Source organism: Streptomyces sp. S063 (assembly GCF_002832675.1).
In the GTDB taxonomy this organism is placed as follows: domain Bacteria; phylum Actinomycetota; class Actinomycetes; order Streptomycetales; family Streptomycetaceae; genus Streptomyces; species Streptomyces sindenensis.
The window spans coordinates 475,552-491,467 of record NZ_CP021707.1 but is presented as its reverse complement, the minus strand read 5'-3'; the positions used below and the strand labels follow the sequence as shown (position 1 = coordinate 491,467).

The 15,916-nt window shown below is 73.2% G+C and carries 13 protein-coding genes and 5 pseudogenes; 11 read left to right on the top strand and 7 right to left on the bottom strand.

All coding sequences use genetic code 11. The annotated features are described in order from the left end of the window. Positions 1-142 precede the first annotated feature (142 nt). From CCZ36_RS02315 to CCZ36_RS02275, 8 genes and pseudogenes are all read left to right on the top strand, one after another. Entirely contained in the window at positions 143-733 is a 591-nt protein-coding gene (locus CCZ36_RS02315; protein WP_069744019.1) for a (2Fe-2S)-binding protein, read from the top strand. Further along, positions 730-1,721: pseudogene (locus CCZ36_RS02310) on the top strand (FAD binding domain-containing protein). The gene CCZ36_RS02315 and the pseudogene CCZ36_RS02310 overlap by 4 nt, the downstream one beginning before the upstream one ends. Further along, positions 1,718-3,870 (top strand): annotated as a pseudogene (locus CCZ36_RS02305) (xanthine dehydrogenase family protein molybdopterin-binding subunit). Before CCZ36_RS02310 ends, CCZ36_RS02305 begins: the two co-directional pseudogenes overlap by 4 nt. Continuing rightward, complete coding sequence (locus tag CCZ36_RS02300) at positions 3,863-5,008, top strand: XdhC family protein (RefSeq protein WP_069739642.1); 1,146 nt, start codon at positions 3,863-3,865, stop codon at positions 5,006-5,008. The pseudogene CCZ36_RS02305 and the gene CCZ36_RS02300 overlap by 8 nt, the downstream one beginning before the upstream one ends. A 485-nt stretch (positions 5,009-5,493) precedes the next feature. Further along, positions 5,494-5,718 carry a hypothetical protein gene (locus CCZ36_RS02290; protein WP_128816933.1) on the top strand — a complete coding sequence of 75 codons (225 nt, stop codon included), beginning with the start codon at positions 5,494-5,496 and terminating at the stop codon, positions 5,716-5,718. Further along, complete coding sequence (locus CCZ36_RS02285) at positions 5,715-6,482, top strand: HemK2/MTQ2 family protein methyltransferase (RefSeq protein ID WP_443069787.1); 768 nt, start codon at positions 5,715-5,717, stop codon at positions 6,480-6,482. Before CCZ36_RS02290 ends, CCZ36_RS02285 begins: the two co-directional genes overlap by 4 nt. 13 nt (positions 6,483-6,495) lie before the next feature. Beyond that, positions 6,496-6,753 carry a CDGSH iron-sulfur domain-containing protein gene (locus CCZ36_RS02280; protein ID WP_069739639.1) on the top strand — a complete coding sequence of 86 codons (258 nt, stop codon included), beginning with the start codon at positions 6,496-6,498 and terminating at the stop codon, positions 6,751-6,753. After that, on the top strand, positions 6,750-7,781 hold the full coding sequence (locus CCZ36_RS02275) for an iron-containing redox enzyme family protein (protein ID WP_128816932.1): 1,032 nt from the start codon (positions 6,750-6,752) through the stop codon (positions 7,779-7,781). The genes CCZ36_RS02280 and CCZ36_RS02275 overlap by 4 nt, the downstream gene beginning before the upstream one ends. 22 nt (positions 7,782-7,803) lie before the next feature. Here the strand turns inward: CCZ36_RS02275 and CCZ36_RS02270 are convergent. Continuing rightward, positions 7,804-8,339: pseudogene (locus CCZ36_RS02270) on the bottom strand (cysteine hydrolase family protein). A gap of 153 nt (positions 8,340-8,492) precedes the next feature. Between CCZ36_RS02270 and CCZ36_RS02265 the strand changes: the two are divergent. Beyond that, positions 8,493-9,677 (top strand): zinc-dependent alcohol dehydrogenase, encoded by a 1,185-nt coding sequence (locus CCZ36_RS02265; RefSeq protein ID WP_069739636.1) that lies wholly within the window; start codon positions 8,493-8,495, stop codon positions 9,675-9,677. Between the two features lie 46 nt (positions 9,678-9,723). On the opposite strand, the pseudogene CCZ36_RS02260 reads toward CCZ36_RS02265, so the two are convergent. From CCZ36_RS02260 to CCZ36_RS02240, 5 genes and pseudogenes are all read right to left on the bottom strand, one after another. After that, a pseudogene (locus tag CCZ36_RS02260) lies at positions 9,724-10,516 on the bottom strand (SigB/SigF/SigG family RNA polymerase sigma factor). Between the two features lie 186 nt (positions 10,517-10,702). Beyond that, positions 10,703-11,370 (bottom strand): annotated as a pseudogene (locus CCZ36_RS02255) (HAD family hydrolase). 41 nt (positions 11,371-11,411) lie between these two features. Beyond that, complete coding sequence (locus CCZ36_RS02250) at positions 11,412-11,888, bottom strand: DUF5709 domain-containing protein (RefSeq protein ID WP_069739633.1); 477 nt, start codon at positions 11,886-11,888, stop codon at positions 11,412-11,414. A gap of 54 nt (positions 11,889-11,942) precedes the next feature. Beyond that, positions 11,943-12,269, bottom strand: coding sequence for a plasmid stabilization protein (locus CCZ36_RS02245; protein WP_069739632.1), 327 nt, complete (start codon positions 12,267-12,269; stop codon positions 11,943-11,945). Positions 12,270-12,539: 270 nt separating this feature from the next. Further along, positions 12,540-13,277, bottom strand: coding sequence for a GAF and ANTAR domain-containing protein (locus tag CCZ36_RS02240; protein WP_069739631.1), 738 nt, complete (start codon positions 13,275-13,277; stop codon positions 12,540-12,542). A 219-nt stretch (positions 13,278-13,496) separates the two neighbouring features. Here CCZ36_RS02240 and CCZ36_RS02235 point away from each other — a divergent pair, with 219 nt between their 5' ends. Continuing rightward, positions 13,497-14,162 (top strand): STAS domain-containing protein, encoded by a 666-nt coding sequence (locus CCZ36_RS02235; protein ID WP_237302577.1) that lies wholly within the window; start codon positions 13,497-13,499, stop codon positions 14,160-14,162. A gap of 376 nt (positions 14,163-14,538) precedes the next feature. Beyond that, positions 14,539-15,267, top strand: a complete 729-nt coding sequence (locus tag CCZ36_RS02230; RefSeq protein WP_443069786.1) for a GAF and ANTAR domain-containing protein — start codon at positions 14,539-14,541, stop codon at positions 15,265-15,267. A gap of 21 nt (positions 15,268-15,288) precedes the next feature. Here CCZ36_RS02230 and CCZ36_RS02225 read toward each other — a convergent pair whose 3' ends face one another. Then, positions 15,289-15,888, bottom strand: coding sequence for a flavodoxin family protein (locus CCZ36_RS02225; RefSeq protein WP_128816930.1), 600 nt, complete (start codon positions 15,886-15,888; stop codon positions 15,289-15,291). Between the last annotated feature and the right edge of the window lie 28 nt (positions 15,889-15,916).

Below are 15,916 nucleotides of genomic sequence, written 5' to 3'. Positions count from 1 at the left end.
TGTTAACCGGACAACTGTCCGTTACGTTCTCCGGGTAAGCGGACAGTGGTCCGGTTAGGGCTACCTTACTCCCGGCCGGGGCCCGCGGTCGCCGGCCGAAGCCCTGGCTCTCCTCGTCACCCGACACCAGAGAAGGCTGAACATGGCCCCAGCGCCCTCGTCGACGTCCAGTGCGATCACCTTGAACATCAACGGCGAGAAGCACCACCTGCCCATCGACCACCGCACCACCCTCCTCGACGCCCTGCGCGAGCGGCTCGACCTCACCGGCACCAAGAAGGGCTGCGACCAGGGCCAGTGCGGCGCCTGTACCGTCCTGGTCGACCAGCGGCGCGTCGTCTCCTGCCTCAGCCTCGCGGTCGCGGCCGAGGGACGCGAGATCACCACCATCGAAGGCGTGGCCGAGGGAGACGAACTCCACCCCGTCCAACAGGCCTTCCTCGACCTCGACGGCTACCAGTGCGGCTACTGCACGCCCGGCCAGATCTGCTCGGCCATCGCCGTCATCGAGGAGCACGCGGCCGGCTGGCCGAGCGCCGTCACCGACGACCCGGCCCCCGGGGCGGGGCCGCCACCGCTGACGCCCGAGGAGATCCGCGAGCGGATGAGCGGCAACCTGTGCCGCTGCGGCGCGTACGTCTCGATCGTCCAGGCCGTCGCCCGCGCGGCAGAGGCACACGCCGCGGCGGAAGGCACCGCCGGGATACCTGCCGCCGAGGAGGCCGCCGCATGAGGGAGTTCGGCTATCAGCGTGCCCACGACGTCACCGGCGCGGTCGCCCTCCTCGCCGCCGACCCCGACGCGCGCTACCTCGGCGGCGGCACCAACCTCGTCGACCTGATGAAGACCGGCGTGGAACGCCCCGCCCTCCTCGTCGACGTCCGCGAACTCCCCCTGGACCGCATCGAACCCACGGCGGACGGCGGTCTGCGCATCGGAGCGACCGTCACCAACAGCGACCTCGCCGTCCACCCCGAAGTCCGCCGCCACTACCCGGCGTTGACCCAGGCCCTGCTCGCCGGAGCCTCCGGACAGCTGCGCAACATGGCCACCGTCGGCGGCAACCTCCTCCAGCGCACCCGCTGCGGCTACTTCACCGACCTCTCCCAGCCCTGCAACAAGCGCTCCCCGGCACGGGTTGCCCCGCCGTCGCGGGCGAGCACCACAACCACGCCGTCCTCGGCGCCTCCGACCACTGCGTGGCCGTGCACCCCTCCGACATGGGGGTGGCCCTCACCGCGCTCGACGCCGTCGTCTCCTACGAGAGCGCCGACGGCCCCGGCGAAGTCCCGATCACCGACTTCTACCTCCCCGTCGGCGACACCCCGCACCACGAGACCGCCCTGCCGCCCGGCGCGCTGATCACTCAGGTGACCCTGCCCGCCGCACCCGCCGCCGCCCGTTCCCGCTATCGCAAGGTGCGCGAGCGCGCCTCGTACGCCTTCGCCATCGGCTCCGTCGCCGCCGCGCTCACCATCGAGGACGGCCGCGTCCGGGAAGCGCGCCTCGCCCTCGGGGCCGTCGCCTCCCGCCCCTGGCGCGCCCGCGCCGCCGAAGCCGTCCTGACCGGCGCTCCGGCCGACGGCGCGACCTTCGCCGCCGCCGCGGACGCCGAGCTGGCCGCCGCCCGGCCGCTGCCCCACAACGGATACAAGGTGACCCTCATGCGCAACCTCGTGGTCTCCGTCCTGACCGAACTCGCCGGGGAGGACGCCCGATGACGACCACCACCCCGGGCCCCTCGGTGTTCCGCGGCGCCGTCGGCACCGCCCGTACCCGCGTCGAGGGCCGCGACAAGGTCACCGGCGCGGCGCGCTACGCGGGCGAGATCCCCTTCGCGGACCTGGCCCACGGCTGGCTCGTGCTCTCCACCGTCACCCGTGGCCGCATCCTGGACGTGGAGACCGCCCCGGTCCTCGCCATGCCGGGCGTGCTCGCCGTGCTCCACCACGGCAACGCCCCCCGCCTCAACACCGATTACGTCGGCATGCTCGGCACCCCGCCCGACCCGACCTGCGCCGTCTTCCAGGACGACCGGGTGCCCTTCGCCGGCTGGCCGGTCGCCCTGGTCGTCGCCGAGACCCCGGAGGAGGCCAGGGAGGCGGCCGAAGCGCTCGTGGTGACGTACGACCGCGAACCGCACGACACCGCGCTCCGCCCGGACCACCCCGGCGCCTACCCCGCCGAGGGCCATATGCCCGCCGAGACGGAGAAGGGCGACCTGGAGGCACAACTGGCCGCCTCCGCCTTCGTGGTGGACGCCGAGTACACCACCCCCGAAGAGCAGCACAGCATGATGGAACCGCACGCGGCGACCGCCCGGTGGGAGGGCGGCCGGCTGGAGGTCGTCGACTCCAACCAGGGCGCCGGCTGGGTCCAGAGCGAGCTGGCCGCGATGTTCTCGCTCGACGCGTCCTCGGTGCGGGTCCGCTCCGAACACATCGGCGGCGGCTTCGGCAGCAAGGGGCTCCGGGCCCACCAGGTGTCCGCCGTGATGGCCGCCACCGCCCTGCAACGCCCGGTACGCGTGGTGCTGACCCGGCGTCAGACGTTCTCGCTGGGCGGCTACCGCAGCCCCACCACTCAGCGGGTCAGGCTCGGCGCGGCCCCCGACGGCCGACTGCTGGCGCTGGAACACCGCTCGCTGAACCAGACGTCCACGGTGTACGAGTTCGTCGAGCCCAGCGCGGGCGTCGCCCGGGTGCTGTACGACGCCGACGCCCACCGGACCGTCAATCACGTCGTCCGGCTCGACGTGCCGTCCCCGACCTGGATGCGCGCACCGGGGGAGGCCCCGGGGTCCTTCGCGATCGAGGCGGCCCTCGACGAGCTCGCCGAACGCGGCGGCATCGACCCGATCGAACTGCGCCTGCGCAACGAGCCGGAGGTCGGCCCCGTCTCGGGGCTCCCCTTCAGCAGCAACAACCTCGCGGCCTGCTTCCGGGAAGGAGCACGCCGGTTCGGCTGGGCGGACCGCGACCCGCGCCCCGGCATCCGGCGCGAGGGGCGCTGGCTGCTGGGCACCGGCACCGCGGCGGCCTCCTTCGGCGCCGGGGCCGCACCCTCGACGGCCCTGGTCACGGCCGAGGCGGACGGCTCGTTCACCGTGCGGATCACCGCCGCCGACATCGGCACCGGAGCCCGCACCGCGCTCACCCTGATCGCCGCCGACGCGCTGGAGACCGCACCCGAGAAGGTCCGGGTCCGCATCGGCGACAGCGACTTCGGCCCCGCGATGATCGCCGGCGGTTCCATGGGCACCCGCTCCTGGGCCTGGGCGGTCACCGCGGCCGCCGCCGAACTGCGGGAGCGGCTCGCGGTGACCACGTCCATCCCGCCGGAGGGGATCACCGTACGGTCCGACACCACCGAGGCCCTCGGCACACTCACACCGAAGGAACGCCACTCGTTCGGCGCGCAGTTCGCCGAGGTCGCGGTCGACACCGTCACCGGCGAGATCCGGGTGCGCCGCCTGCTGGGCATCTTCGCGGCGGGCCGGATCGTCAACCCGCTCACCGCCCGGAACCAACTCGTCGGCGGGATGACCTGGGGCATCTCCATGGCCCTGCACGAGGAGGCGGTCCGCGACCGCAACACCGGCGGCCACTACGCCCCCGACCTCGCGGGCTACCACGTGGCCACCCACGCCGACACCCCGCCATCGAGGTGGACTGGGTGGACGACCACGACCCGGACGACCCCGTCGGCATCAAGGGCGTCGGGGAGATCGGCATCGTGGGCGCGGCGGCGGCCGTCGCCAACGCGGTCTGGCACGCCACCGGCGTACGCCACCGGAATCTGCCGATCCGCCCCGACCGGGTCCTCGCCGCGACCGGGCCGGAGCCCGCCGGGGGAGCGATGGATGCTTGACATCGCCGGTGAGCTGCACCGATGGATGGCGGAGGGCCGGGAGTTCGCGGTCGCCACCGTCGTCTCCGTCGGCGGCAGCGCGCCGCGCGGGCCGGGGGCCGCCCTCGCCGTCGACAGCGAAGGCACCGCGGTCGGTTCGGTCTCCGGCGGCTGTGTGGAGGGCGCGGTCTACGAACTGTGCGCCGAGGCCATCGCATCCGGCGACAGCGTCCGGACGAGCTTCGGCTACAGCGACGAGGACGCCTTCGCCGTCGGACTGACCTGCGGGGGCGTCCTGGACATCCTGGTCACGCCCGTACGGTCCGGCGCACCGGAGCGCGAGGTGCTGCGGGCCGCGCTGTCCGCCGCGGTGTCCGGCGGGGCGGCGGCCCTCGCGCGGGTGGTGGACGGCCCGGACGGGTTCCTCGGGCGGCCCCTGCTCGTCCGCGCCGACGGCTCCCACGAGGGCGGGCTCGGCGGCCACCCGGAGCTGGACCGTACGGCGGTGGCCGAGGCCTCGGCCCTGCTGGACGCCGGCCGCACCGGAACCGTCGCCCTCTCCGAGGACGGCTCGCACTGCCCCGGCGGGCTCACCCTGCTCGTCGAAACCAGCGTCCCGCCGCCCCGCATGATCGTGTTCGGGGCGGTCGACTTCGCCGCCGCACTGGTCCGGGCCGGCAAGTTCCTGGGCCACCATGTGACGGTGTGCGACGCCCGGCCCGTCTTCGCCACGCCCGCCCGGTTCCCCGAGGCCGACGAGGTCGTCGTCGACTGGCCGCACCGCTATCTGCGGCGCACCCGCACCGACGCCCGTACCGTGCTGTGCGTCCTCACGCACGAGGCCCGGTTCGACGTGCCGCTCCTGACGGAGGCGCTGCGGATGCCCGCCGCGTTCGTCGGCGCGATGGGGTCGCGCCGCACCCACGAGGACCGGACCCGGCGGCTGCGCGAGGCCGGCCTCGGCGACAGCGAGCTGGAGCGCCTGCGGTCGCCCATCGGCCTGGACCTCGGTGCCCGCACGCCGGAGGAGACGGCGCTGTCCATCGCGGCGGAGATCGTCGCGGCCCGGCGCGGCGGCACGGGGCTGCCGCTGACCGGGGGAGCGGAGCCCATTCACCGGGAGCCCGCCCCGGAACAACGGGTCGCCAGCCGGCTCTGAGGCCGCAGCGGATCCGGTCGGCGACGGCCGGGACGAACTCGTCGAACTGTTCGCCGGGGGCCTCCCGGGCCGCCGGGCGGACGGACTGGCTCGGCAGCGTGCTGCTCCTGCTCCTGCTCGGTCTCGGCACGGCGACGCTACTGATGCTCCGCTCCGGGACACTCCCTGGCCCGGGCGGGGCACCGCCGTGCCGCTCACCGCTTGCGCGGCGCTGACCGCCTTCCTGGCCGTCCAGCTCAGGGTGCCCGCGCCGACGCCGGAAATGCGGATGCTCGGCAGTCCCGCGTTCTCCGGCGCGCTGCCGGCCGTCCCGCTCTCCCCCTGCCGTCGATCGGAACGGAGAGTTCAGCGTACGACGACTCCCCGAATGGCGGATCGCGCGTTTGGCGGAGCCGAACGCGGTCACTCCGGTAGAGCGGCGCGAGCCACCGAGCACCGGACCGCCCGGTGACGGACCCCGGGCTCCGCCCCGCTGGCGAGGAGACATGAACCGCTCGACCGTGGAACTACTGCTGACCGCACAGGAGGACACGATGCGTGACGTGAGCAGGATCCTGCGGGCCAAGATCCTGAAGGCCCGTGGGCTGGCCAAGGAGTCCGACGGCAAGGCGCTCGACGACGAGGGCCGCAGGGACGAGGGACGCCGTCGCCAGGCGGACGCGGACCGTCTGGCCCGTCGGGACCGCTCCGACGGGACGTCCGGCCGTTGAGCGCCGGCCGAGCGGTAGGGCTCTCCGAGGGCGAGGACGACCCGGTGACGGCGGCGGCCCCGCCGGATGCTCCCGTCACAGCCCCACCGGCGGGCGGGGCGGCCCCGCGTCCGGGCCGGATCGTGCGGCTTCCCGGGGTGTACCGCCCGCAGACCGACACGCTTCTGCTGGCCCACGCCATGCGACGGGAGGGGATCGGCCCGGGCACGGATCTGCTGGACCTGTGCACCGGGAGCGGCGCGCTGGCCCTGCACGCCGCCCGGCTCGGCGCCCGCGTCACCGCGGTGGACATCAGCCGCCGGGCCGTGGCCTCCGCACGGCTGAACACCGCGCTCGCCCGCCTGCCCGTCACCGTACGCAGGGGAGACCTGCTCCGGGCCCTGCCGGGCCGTACGTTCGACACCGTCGTCAGCAACCCCCCGTACGTTCCGGCCCCCGGCCTGTCCGTGCCGCGCCACGGCCCCGGCCGCTCCTGGGACGCGGGGCCCGACGGCCGCGTGATCCTGGACCGCATCTGCGACGACGCCTTCGCCGTCCTGCGCCCCGGCGGTCTGCTCCTGCTGGTCCAGTCGGGGCTGAGCCGACCGGAGGAGACGGTGGGGCGTCTGTCCGCGGCCGGTCTCGACGTCTCCGTGACCGACCGGGTGACGATCCCCTTCGGGCCGGTCACCCGCCGCCGGGCAGCCTGGCTGCGCGACCGGGGCCTGCTGCGGGACCGGCTGGATCGGGAGGAGCTGGTGGTGATCCGTGGCCGGAAGAAGTGAGACGCCACGCCGTGTGGTGGTGAACCGGGAAGGCCCGATCCTGGTGGAAGGGCCGGTCGAGGTCGTCGGCGACGACGGTACGACAACCCGGGCCGACCGCTTCGTCGTCGCGATCTGTACCTGCCGCCGCAGCCGCGCCTATCCCTGGTGCGACACCAGCCACCGCCGCCGCAAGCCCGCCGGGCGCACGGAGAACCGCCCGGACGGCTCACAGCCTGATGGCGCGGACGGCAAACAGCCCGAGGACGGCGAGGAGGAGCCCCGACCGTGACGACCCGGACCACCACCCACCGAGACAGCCCCGCGGCGTCGCCCGCGCTCCCTCCGGCACGCGGACCCCTCAGCGAGGGCGTCCTCACCGTGCTGGCGGGCAGCGGCACCCGCCTGCCCGCCGCCGACGCGATCCGCCGCGCGGACCCGTACGGGGACGACCTCCAGCTCCTCCTGTACGTCCTCTACGAGCTCCACTACCGGGGGTTCGCCGGGGTGGACGAGCGCCTGGAGTGGGACCCCGCCCTGCTCGGCGTGCGCGCGGCGGCCGAGGACGTCTTCCTGGACGCGCTGCGCCGCGACGGTGGCTCGGGCGGGCAGGACGTGGCCGGGGCGGTGGACGCGCTCCTGCTGGAACCCGTGGGGGACGACGGCCACAGCGTCAGCCACCACCTCCGGCGGGAGGGCGAGCTGTGGCAACTGCGCGAGTACGCCGCCGTGCGCTCGCTCTACCACCTCAAGGAGGCCGATCCGCATCTGTGGGTGGTGCCCAGGCTCCGGGGCCGTGCGAAGGCGGGCATGGTCGCCGTCGAGTTCGACGAATTCGGGGCGGGACGGGCGGAGAACGTCCACGCCCAGCTCTTCGCCGACCTGATGACCGACCTGGGCCTCGACGCCCGGTACGGCCGCTACCTCGACGCCGCGCCCGCCCAGGCCCTGGCCACCGTCAACATGATGTCCCTCTTCGGCCTGCACCGGCGGCTGCGCGGCGCCCTCGTCGGGCACTTCGCCACCGTGGAGATCACCTCGTCCCCCGGATCGAGACGGCTGGCCGAAGCACTGCGCCGCGCGGGTGCGGGCCCCGCCGCCCAGCGGTTCTACGACGAGCACGTGGAGGCCGACGCGGTCCACGAACAGGTGGTGCGCCACGAGGTGATCGGCGGCCTGCTGGAGGACGAACCCGGCCTGGCGGCCGATGTCGTCCTGGGCATCGAGGCGACCGGCCACCTGGAGGACCTCCTCGGCGACCACCTGCTCGCGGCGTGGCGCGGCGGCCGCTCGGCACTGCGGACGCCGCTGACGACGTGAGCGGCGACCGGGCGGCCGGGGCTCAGAACGAGACGTCGTCCGCGTCGAGAACCGTGGCCCCCATGTTGCGCTCCATCATGCGCAGCGCGGCCTCGGCGAGATCGCCGTGAATGTGCGCCACGGCGTCCCTCGGCACCGTCACCCGCAGATGCCGGATATGCGCGTCGAGCGCCGAATACAGCACACACTGCTCCGTCACCTGACCGCAGAGGACCACATGGTCCGCCGCCAGTTCGGAGAGCAGATAGCTGAGCGGCGTCTCGTAGAAAATGGAGTGCCGGGCCTTGACGACGAAAAGGGAATCGTCATCCGGCAGCAGAGGCCGGACCAGTTCCGCGTTCTTTCCCGCAAGGGTCGTCTCGATGATCTCGCCGTGGTGGGAGCGCCATTGGCCGAAATTGTCGTTCGCGTAGATGACGGGCACCCCCTCCGTGCGAGCACGGTCGATCAGGCGCCTGAGGTGCGGAAGCGCCGTGCGGACGGAGGGACGAGCAGCTCGGCGTCCGGGTGATCGTACGTGTTGATCATGTCGATGACGATGAGAGCGCTGTTTCCCATGGCCCCATCCTCTCAGAATCCTCCCGAAAACCCGGACCGGTGTTCCGCCGACGGGGCGCCGTCCGTTTGGTTGGGGAAGCGCAGGGAACCCGGCGTTCGGCCCTTGCGGGAAAAGCCGCGAAGGTGCTGGATTGTACGGAAAGGAGTGCGACTGTGCGCGCATTGACCTATCAAGGAAAGCGGGACGTCCGGGTGGAGACCGTCCCGGACCCACGGATCCAGGACCCGACGGACGTCATCGTCAGGATCACGTCCACCGGCATCTGCGGCTCCGACCTGCACCTGTGCGAGGTGCTCGGACCCTACCTCGACCCCGGCGACATCCTCGGGCACGAGCCCATGGGCGTGGTGGAGGAGGTCGGGCCCGAGGTCACCGCCGTCGCCCCGGGGGACCGTGTGGTGATCCCCTTCAACGTCTCCTGCGGTCACTGCCACATGTGCGGGCAGGGGCTGCACTCCCAGTGCGAGACGACCCAGGTGCGCGAGCGGGGGATGGGAGCGTCCCTGTTCGGTTTCACCAAGCTCTACGGGCAGGTGCCCGGAGGGCAGGCGGAGTACCTGCGGGTCCCGTTCGGCAACGCCCTGCCCATCAAGGTCCCGGACGGTCCGCCGGACGACCGGTTCGTCTTCCTCTCCGATGTCCTGCCCACCGCCTGGCAGGCCGTGGAGTACGCGGACATCCCGCCCGGCGGCAGCGTCACCGTCCTCGGCCTCGGCCCGATCGGGGCGATGGCCGCCCGGATCGCCCTGCACCGGGGCGCCGGCCTCGTCATCGGCGTCGATCTGGTCCCCGAACGCCTCGACCGGGTCAGCGGGTACGGCGCCACCTGCCTCGATCTGCGCCGTTACGGCAAGAACCTCGGGGACGCCGTCCGCGACCTCACGGACGGGCGCGGCACGGACGCGGTGATCGACGCCGTGGGGATGGAGGCCCATGGCTCGCCGGTGGCCAAAGCGGCGCACACGGCGGTCGGGCTGCTGCCGGACGCACTCGCCCAGCGCATGATGGAGACGGCGGGCGTCGACCGCCTCGCCGCGCTGCACACGGCGATCGACGTGGTGCGCAGGGGCGGCACGATCTCCGTCTCCGGCGTGTACGGCGGCTCCGCCGACCCGATGCCGATGCTCACCCTGTTCGACAAGCAGATCCAGCTCCGCATGGGCCAGGCCAACGTCAAACGCTGGGTCGACGACCTTCTGCCTCTGCTCATCGACGGTGACCCGCTCGGCGTGGACTCCTTCGCCACTCACCATCTGCCGCTCGAAGAAGGACCTCAGGCGTACGAGACGTTCCGGAAGAAGGGGGACGGCATGATCAAGACCCTGCTCATCCCCTGACCTCCTCACGCCCGCCCCGGCCCTGCCTTCGGGCGGGGCCCGGTCTTCAGGACGTTCCCTGGAGCACGCCCGTGCGCACGCGCTCGCAGGACCGGCTGAGCAGGCGCGACACGTGCATCTGCGAGATGCCGAGCCGTTCGGCGATCCGCACCTGGGTCATGTCCTGGAAGTACCGGAGGTACAGGATGGTCCGCTCCCGCTCAGGAAGCTCCCGTAGCCCGGCTTGACGGCCTCACGGTCGACGGCGGTGTCCAGCGCCGTGTCGCAGGACCCCAGCCGGTCGGCCAGGGGCGAGCCGCCCTCCACCCCGCGGGTTCGGCGTCCAGCGAGAGGGCGCTGTAGCTCTCCAGCGCCTCCAGACCCAGCAGTACGTCCTCCTCGCCGAGCCCGGTCGCGGAGGCGATCTCGGCGCAGGTCGGGGATCCGCCCCCGCTGGTCTGCGCCAGTTCGCGGCGGGCCACCCGCACCCGGTTGCGGAGGTCCTGCACGCGGCGCGGCACATGGACGTCCCAGGTGTGGTCGCGGAAATGCCGCTTCAGTTCCCCGGTGACGGTGGGGACGGCGTAGGTCTCGAACGCCTTGCCCCGCTCCGGGTCGAACCGGTCGACCGCCTTGACGAGCCCCATCGCGGCCACCTGCCGCAGATCGTCCATCGCCTCGCCCCGGTTACGGAACCGGGTGGCGATCCGGTGGGCCATCGGCAGCCACGAGCAGATCGTCTCCTCACGCAGCGCGTCCCGTTCCGGCCCCGGCGGAAGTGCCCGCAGCCGCTGGAACGCCTGGTCGGGCGAGGTGGCGTCCGTAGGACGGTCGGGTTCGGGTCCGGCTGCTGCCTGCATGGCGGTCACTCCTCGTCGACGATGCGTCTGGGCCGCCGCGGGAAGGTCGCCGGGTCGGACAGACGCGGCCCGGAATCCCACGGGCGCGCCTCTTGTCCGAAGCACAAAACACCCCATACCCGGTGAAGTCGGTACTAAACAGGAATACCCCGAGGCTCCGGTCCGCGCGAGTCGGTTCCGTGCGCGTCAGCCGGGGCCCGGCCCGAACGGGCTGTCGTCGAGGTGGTCGAGCAGGTCGGCGACGTCGCGGTAGACCGCGTCCGCCCCCGCCCGCTCCAGGTCGGCGCGCGGGATACCACCCGACAGGACAGCCACCGCCCGTACCCCGGCCCGGGCCGCGGCCTCCATGTCCCACACCGTGTCGCCCACGAACACCGCCTGTTCCGGAGTGACGCCGGCCAGACGGCAGGCCAGCTCCACGGGCTCCGCGGCGGGCTTGCCCCGGTCGACGTCGTCCGAACTCGCTGTGTCCCGGACGGCCTCGTCCGCGTCCACCGCCCGCCGCAGTGCCCCCAGCTCCGCCCCGCTCGCCGATGTGGCGAGGACGACCCGCCAGTCACGTCCGGCCAGCGTCCGCAGCAGATCGCCCGCACGCCGGAAGGCCGGGAGCCGGTCGAAGTACGTTCCGTAGAGCACCGTGTGCGCGGAACTGATGGCCTCGTCCTGCCCGGGGTCCCGGTCGGCCCGAGCAGCCGCTCGATCAGGTCGCCGGAGCCGAGCCCGACCGCCCGGTGGATGTCCGCCATCGGCACCGTGTGCCCGGCCTGCCGGAACGCCTCCCACCACGCCACCACGTGCAGGTGGTTGGTGTCGGTGAGCGTGCCGTCCACATCGAAGATCGCCGCGCCTGCCATGCTCAGCCGTTCCTCTCGCCCTCGCCCGTCTTCCCCCGCCGTCAGCTGTCGCGGCCCTGCGGGGCGTCCGCCTCGTCCCTGACGTGGACGGCCGCTTCCTCGGCCGACGCGGCGCCGCCGTCGATGCCCACGTCCTCGGCGAAGACGTCGTTTGCCCGCCCGGTCGCGTCGTCCGCGCCGCTGAGCCGGCCCGCCCGCGGCTCGACGGTGGACCCTTCCCGGGGTTCCCCCTCGCCCTCGACGAGGTCGCCGATGCCGTCGCCGGCGGGCGGCTCCACATCGCCGACCTCCTGGGCGAGCCGCTGGTCCAGCGATTCGCCCCGGCGCTCCTCCGCCCCCGTCGTACCGAACTTGGTCACACCCAGAGGGCGTTCGGGAGGGCTGTAGCCCTCTTCCATCTGGTCGTCCAGGTCCCGTTCGTCGAGCGTGTTCTCCAGGTCCAGCTCATCGTTCGGGGGAATCGAGCCGTCGTCGTCCTGCGGCTGGTACACATCGTCGCCGCGTGCGTCTGCGGGCATGTCCTCCTCCTCCTCCGTCGTGCGGGCGGCCGTGCGGCCCGTTGGTGCCTACCGTCAGCGTCCGAGGGCCTTGCGCAGCTCTTCCTTGTTCATGGAGGAACGCCCGTCGATGTTCTTCTTCTTCGCCTCGGCGTAGAGCTGGTCCTTCGTGGGACCCTGCGCACCCTTGTGGGAGCGCTCGCCGCCCCGCTCGTAGGCGGACTTCTTGTCCTGCGTCGACGTCCTGCTCGCCGTCTTCGACTCGCCGGACCGGGCGCGCTGCTTGTTGACGGTCCGGGCCGCGATCTCCTTCGCGCGGCTCTTCGACGCGCCCTGTTCCTCCTGGCTCTCCTTGATGTGCTCGTACTGCCGCTCACGCTTCTTGTTCGATCCGGCCGGCATGACGTGCTCCTCACTCCGTCTCGCTCCGTCTCGGGGGACGACCCCCGCGTTTCCCGTACGGATCCCACTAAACAGCCCGCACCGGAACAACGCCCCCGGAGACGTGGACAGGAGGCGACATCCGGAGGCCGGCGGACGGCGCCGACGGCTGCTTTCCCAACCGGTCGGCGCCTGAGCTCCGCGTACGCCGGATACCTGCTGCAGGAGTACCCCCGCGACGGATGCCAAACATGCCCGGCCGGTGTTCGGCCGTACGGGGCCGTCGTCAGGTCACCGACGGGGGCGCAGCCCGGGGCCGCCGGCGGGCGGGGCGCCGGAGACGCTGCCCACCAGTTGCGCACAGAGATCACGGAGCTTCACGTTGCGATGCTGCGACGCGGTGCGCAGCGTCCGGAGCGCCTCCTCCGCGCCGCAGCGGCGCTGGTTCATGACGATCCCGGCCGCCTGGTCGATCACGGCGCGTGACTGGAGTGCGGCTTCCAGGTCGGCCGTGAAGGTCCGGGTGTCCGAGAGCCGCTGGGCCAGCGCGACGGCCCCCGTCGCCTGGGCGGCGAGGGCGCGCAGCCCGCTCAGATCGACGTCCGCGAAGCCGTTCTCCTTCGGCGAGTAGAGATTCAGGGCGCCCGCCGTGTGGGAGTGCGCCGCGATCGGCAGGGACAGCGACGAGCGGGTCCCGGAGGCGACCGCGAAGGCGGGGTAGCCGTTCCACCGGTCCTCCTCGCGCATATCGCCCACGCTGACCTCGTGCCCCTCGCGCAGCGCTTCCAGACAGGGGCCGTCGTCCTGCCCGTACTGGGCCTCGTCCAGCGGTGGCGCGCTGATGCCCGCGCTGGCCACGGTCAGCGGGCGGTTCTCACGCTCCAGGGTCACCCCGCAACCGTCGGCCGTGGGCGACATGAGCAGGGCGCTCTGAGCCAGCGCATGGAGAAAGCCGTCCAGCGTGTCCGTGTCCAGCAGGAGAGAGACGAGGTCGGGCGGCCCCGGTGTGAGCACTCCGTCATCGGTCATGATCGCTTCCTTCCGGGCCTGGACCCTGGGACCAGCATGGCACTGCACGGACCGCGCCGCGCCGCTCCCTCCGGGTGCCCCGGGTGCCCCCTCCGGCGGGGGCCACACCGCCCGGCCCCACCACCGCCGGACTGGTGTCGAGCGCCGACGAGTGGGCATACGCGCGGTACGCAGGTCAGGAAGCGGCCGCGCACTCAGCCCTGCTTCCCTGGAGTGCCCATGTTCCTGCTCAGCTATCACCTCGACGCCGCGCACCTCGTCGTCGAGCTCGGCGAAGTGGTCGACCTCGACAACGAGGCGGCGATCGAGCGCGAGATCGTCCGGCTGCTGCCGTGCTGCGGCCCCCGGGCGATCATCGTGGACATCCGCACCCCCCTGCTCACCCCCCGGGCCCTGGGGCTCCTCCTGCGGGTACGGGGCCAGGCAGAAGAGCGCGGCGTCTCGATGGCGGTGGTGGCCGGGTACGACAACGCCCGCGAGGTCCTGGGCGCCGCGGGGCTCCACCGTGTGCTGCGGGTCGCCGGCACCCTCCCGGGCGCGGAGCTGCGCAGCCGGGGGTGCCGGCCGGAGCCGGAGGCGTCGCGGAACGCGAAGCCGGGCGGCCGCCGCGGTGCGCCGCCGTCCGCCGGGCCCCGCCGCGGCCGCTCGGCCCGTACGCCGACACCTCCCGGCCTCGCTTCCCGGGAGAGCGCTGACGGCCGGGGCGGATGCCGGTGGCCGGGCCCTGACGGGGGATCGGCTCCCTGGTGCACACCCCCGCGGAGCCGATTCCCGTCGTGCTGCGGCGTTTTCGGGCCGGAGCGGGCCGGCTCGGCGACGCCGGGCCGACCGCGCCGGAAGGGAGAGGGCATAATGAAGCGCTGGAGGTCAGGAAACGGCCCGTAAGAATTTTCCCTGCCTCCGTGGAGTTTCCCGTGAACCTCTCTCCTCGTCGCCGCGCCGCCGTCGTGGCCTCGGTACCGCCTCCGCCGGCCGCCGACGCTGCCGACGTCGCGCGCCCGCCTCTGCAGGAGCCCCGCGGCAGGCCCCCCGCGACGGGAACCCACCACCCCGCAGGCGGCCCGACGGCGGCCCTCCGGTCCGCGTCCACCCCGCTGCGGCCGCCCGGCCTCGACGACTGACCCCCTCACCGCCCCACGCCCGGAGCCCGCTCGGCGCCGGTGCGTCGGTGGCGGCTGCCCCGTCCCGGCGGCCCGGACCGCGCCGCCCAGCTCTGCCCCGCCCTGCTCAGCGGCGGGTCACCGCCCAGAACGAGATGATCATGACTGACAGGCCCGTGGCCGAGGTGCCGGACACGACCGCGCTGCTGCTGGAGACCACGTCGCTGGACGACTTCCTGCGCGCCCTCGCCCGGAGCGCCCTCGCTCTGGTGGAGGAGGCCGACGGCTGCGGCATCACGCTGGAGAGGCTGGGGCGTCCCGTGACCGTCTCCAGCGTGGGGGCCGCCGCGACGAAGCTGGACGAGGCCCAGTACGGCCAGGACGACGGCCCGTGCCTCCAGGCGATGCGCACGGGCCGGGAGGTCAGCGTGCCCGACACCCTCCGGGAGAGCCGCTGGGCCGACTACCCCGCCTACGCCGCGGTCTGCGGCGCCCGCTCCTCGCTGTCGTTGCCGATCGCCCCGCACAGCCACACGGCAGGAGCGCTGAACCTGTACGCGCCCGTCCCGCACGCCTTCGACACGGCCGACCTGACAGCGCTGAGACTGCTCACCGCACAGGCCACCGGGGCCATCGCACTGGCTCAACGCATCTCGGACACCGAGGAGTTCGCCGCCGACCTGGAAGCCGCCCTGCGTTCGCGCACCGTCATCGACCAGGCGATCGGCGTGGTGGTCGGCCAGCAACGCTGCACCCCGGAGAAGGCATTCGACGTCCTGCGCACGGCGTCGCAGCACCGCAACATCAAGCTGCGCGAACTCTGCGCCGAGTTGATCGCGAGCATCACCGGAGAGGTCCCTCCCGAGGGCCGCATCCAGCCCCGGGGCTGAACCCCGGGGGCCGTCGGGCCGTCAGGACGCCGAGTAAGGGCGGTCGGAGAGCAGCCGGGCCAGGTGGACGGCGTTCGCCGCGAGTGCCTCGGTGGTCGAGGCCACGGCCTCGGGCGTCTCGTCCAGATCCTGGTAGTCGGTGCCCTGCATGGCTTCGCCGACCCAGTACGTGACGGCGCCGGGCGCCAGCGAGAAGCCGACGTCGTTCAGCCCCTGGAACACATCGGCGCTCACCTTGTGCGCCCCGTCCTCGTTGCCGACGACGGCCACGGCGGCGACCTTCCCGTAGGTGTGCGGGCGGCCCTGGTCGTCGGTCTCGGAGGACTCGGCGTTCAGCCGCTCCAGGACCCGCTGGCAGACGCTGGAGGGGTGGCCGAGCCAGATGGGCGTGGCGATCAGCAGGATGTCGGCGGCCAGGACCTTCTCCCGCAGGGCGGGCCAGGCGTCGCCCTCGCCCATGTCCACCCCGATCCCCGGGCGGACGTCGTGGTCGGCGACCCGGACGATCTCGCCCCGCACGTCGTGCCGGGCGAACTGCGCCATGACCTGCTCGGCGAGGCGCTGACTGCTGGACGGGGCGGGCGAGGCGTTCAGGGTGCAGACGAGAGCGAGAGCACGCATGGCGGAATGTCTCCTTCGGGCTTACGGG